This is a genomic window from Photorhabdus sp. RM96S, from assembly GCF_042879335.1.
In the GTDB taxonomy this organism is placed as follows: domain Bacteria; phylum Pseudomonadota; class Gammaproteobacteria; order Enterobacterales; family Enterobacteriaceae; genus Photorhabdus; species Photorhabdus kayaii.
On record NZ_JBHFKT010000296.1, the window covers coordinates 1 to 223 of the forward strand.

Annotated in this window: 1 protein-coding gene; it reads left to right on the forward strand. The window is 48.9% G+C overall.

The window, feature by feature from the left end; all coding sequences use genetic code 11:
• Positions 1-223, forward strand: a 223-nt coding sequence (locus ACGF49_RS25430; protein WP_387493629.1) for a type VI immunity family protein, incomplete at both ends; no start/stop codon positions are given.

The following is a 223-nucleotide window of genomic DNA, read 5'->3' on the forward strand; positions in this document are numbered from 1 at the left end:
TGACTACTTTCCTTTAGAGTATCAACTGGCGCAACGTTACCCTTCCCTGCAAGTGAACTCCGCAGTGCACACAGCTAAATTACAGTATGAACATTCCATCCGTGGCATTAACTGGATCACCCTGCTGTCCAAACGATTTGTAAACCGATTGGGTGGGGAATTCTGGATACGTCCTGTGCTGCGTCCCTACCGGGATGTGGAGATTACCCCTTATTCCAATGGC